The sequence below is a fragment of the Skermanella sp. genome, assembly GCF_059503625.1.
In genome coordinates this window covers 1-2,726 of the sequence record NZ_JCACHA010000353.1, presented here as the reverse complement: position 1 = coordinate 2,726, position 2,726 = coordinate 1, and the positions used below count along the sequence as shown (strand labels likewise).

The 2,726-nt window shown below is 66.0% G+C and carries 3 protein-coding genes; all 3 read right to left on the bottom strand.

Going from position 1 to position 2,726, the window contains the following annotated elements; genetic code table 11:
• Window positions 1-521, bottom strand: a 521-nt coding sequence (locus AC5JJ6_RS08080) for a YcjX family protein (RefSeq protein WP_496041543.1), incomplete at its 3' end; no start/stop codon positions are given.
• 67 nt (window positions 522-588) lie between these two features.
• Window positions 589-1,719 (bottom strand): right-handed parallel beta-helix repeat-containing protein, encoded by a 1,131-nt coding sequence (locus tag AC5JJ6_RS08075; protein WP_496041542.1) that lies wholly within the window; start codon window positions 1,717-1,719, stop codon window positions 589-591.
• Between the two features lie 170 nt (window positions 1,720-1,889).
• Window positions 1,890-2,726 (bottom strand): esterase-like activity of phytase family protein (locus tag AC5JJ6_RS08070; protein WP_496041541.1); only part of this gene is annotated, 837 nt, incomplete at its 5' end.

Genomic DNA, 2,726 nt, shown 5'->3' with positions numbered 1-2,726 from the left:
CGCGGTGGGCGGCGCGAAAGCGCCAGCGTCTCACGCGACCACTCGGCGTAGGTACGGTCGAGCAGAGGCAGGTCGAGCAGCCATTCGCCCGGATAGTCGATGATGTCCAGGTTGAGCCGGGTAACGCCGCGCAGTCGCCGCTTCAGCAGCGAGCCGGGCATATAGCGGATCGCCACCCGCGCCTGACTGGTGACCTTGGTGTTGTTCGGCCAGGCCGGATCGGGGGCGGTCAGCCGGGCGATCTGGGTTTCGTAGTCGAAACGCGGGACTGCCTGATCGGGCTGCGGCTCCATGCGGGCGGCGATGAACCGCCCGGTGGCGACGACGTCCAGGAACGGGAGCCTGTCGGCATGCAGCAGGTTGTCGATCAGCGCGGTCGTGAAGACCGTCTTGCCGGACCGGCGCAAACCGGTGACGCCGATGCGCAGGTTGCCGTCGAGCATGCGGTCGGTCAGTTCGCCGACCCGGTCGAACGCCCGTCCGCCCAGGTTGGTCAGATCGCGAAATGGTGAAGGAGGCAATGCAGTCTCGATCAGTCGAATGAAGCTTGGATTAGATGAAGCCCGGAACACAAACACGCGGCGGCGGTCATCGTGCCCGGTCCTGCAATGCCCGGTCCGGCAATGCCCGGTCCGGCAATGCCCGGTCCTGCAATGCCTGATCCGGCAGCATATCGATCTTGTGCGCCCTGGCCCAACGGTGCGGATCGTCGCCCTGGACCGCCGACGTGCCGACATCGGGTGCCGGATCGGGGCGGTTGTTCTCGAGCCTGTTGTCGTAGTTGCCCATGGGAGCATGCCCGCGGTCGCTGACCATTTCCGATACGCAGCTCTGCCTGCCGCCGCACCGGTTGTTGGCGACCATGTTGCCGGTGGCGCCGAAGATCAGCAGTCCGTTCCGTCCGGCCTCGATGTCGTTGCCGACGACTGTGTTGAATTTCGCCTCGGAGTCGGTGCCCGGGCGCATCCACTTGCCGGTCGTCAACCCGCCGACCGACAGGCCGTCGCGCTCGCAGCCCTTCATGATGTTGCCTGCTACGAAGTTGCCCTCGCTGCCGCCCTTCATCATCAGGCATGTGTGTCCGGGCGTGCCGTCCACGACATTGGCGACGATCTGGGAGTGGTTGACCGCCACCATGTCGATGCCGCCATCGCCGTTCCCGTTGCGGTCGGCACCGCTGTTGCGGACGATGTTGCCGTAGAGGAAGACGCCGTCCGCCTGGCTGAGCTTGATCCCGTCTTCTCCCGCATTCTCGACCAGGTTGTCGGCGATCACCAGGTTGCGGACATAGCGGGACTTGGCGCTGGTGTCGCTGCCGGACAGGCCGAACTGGATGCCGTTGCCGCCGCTCCCCGCGACGATATGGAAGCCGAAGACGCCGGCGTTCTTGGTGCCGAAGCCGTACAATCCCGTCTTATCGGAAACGATGCGAGCCTTCCCCCGGCCATCGGCCGAGATCAGCCGGATCGGTGCCCCGTCGCCGCCGCTCCGGGCGAACTTGACGGCGCCCTGATAGGTGCCCGCCTTCACCATCACGTCCGTTCCGGGCGTGGCCATCTGAAGCGCCGCGTTGATGTCGCTGACCGGGCCGTCCGGCGATACCCAGATCTGCTTCGCCTGTGCTCCCTCGCCGTCGAACGGCGGCGTCATCTGGGCCGCCGACGTCAGATTGTCGGCGCACCCGGTCAGAAGGAGAGCCAGGATAATCATACGCGTCATCGGCCGCTTCATCGGCTCCAGCTCCTTGTTGGCACGGGCTAGTCTCTCTCCAAAGGAGTTCTCCCAGGATATGGGGCTTGGGATCGTGGATCACACGGGGTCCGGGGCCGGTGAAGCCGTCAGGGCTACGCACCCCGAATAAGGGAACCTACGCCCGGCCTGTCCGACAATCAGGACGTGAGCTCGAACATCAGCAGCAGCGTGCGCTGAAAGCCCCAGAAATTGTCGTCCGACACGACGTAGAGCATCACCTTGCCGTCCGGTTGCCGGACCGCCGAGATACCTTCGTAGTTGTCGACGGTCACGGGCTGCTCGACGACGGCAAGCTCCGTCCCTGACAATTCGGCACCGGGACGTATCTCGGACGCCGGGATACGCATGATCCGCGCGCCGAACCCGCCCAGGATCGAAGCCCGGCGCTCCAGCACCACGACATCGCCGTTGGGCAGCGTCGTCGCATCGGTCGGCCGATAGGGCGCCTTGCCGCGGTAGCCGAGACTGGCCCAGCCGTTCTCGCCGCCGATCCAGGCGCGGCTGAAGCCGGCCTTGTCCTCGCTCCCCTCCTCGATCACCAGCAGGCGGCCATCTGACAGCGCCGTTACCGCTTCGAGACCGCTGTTGCCCTCGGCGCTCTGGATACCAGGCGGGCGCTGCAGCTTCGGCAGCGGCGGAGACAACGGGCCGGCAGGGTTCGCGGGATACAGCTCTACCCTATGCCAGCGCTCGAAACTGACGGCCCAGCGCCCGTCCGGCAGCAGCGCCAGCCCTTCGGAGTCGCGCCGGTTACCCTTGACCCTGGTTCCGTCGAGATCGAGCAGAGGCATCACGGCGATGTCGCGAGCACCGGTCAGGTCGCCGGCGTCGTCGTAGTCAAGCACGCCGTTGACGACCGCTCCCTTGTCGGAGATTGCAACGAAACGCTGTCCGTCGGCGGAGACCTTGATACCGGACAAGCCGCCGAAATCCTCGTCGCCGTCGCTCAGCGCCAAGCCGCCGCGATAGCGCAG

Coding starts and splice junctions, on each gene's coding strand:
- AC5JJ6_RS08075 (WP_496041542.1), bottom strand. CDS start 1,719: ATGACGCGTATGATTATCCTGGCTCTCCTTCTGACCGGGTGCGCCGAC.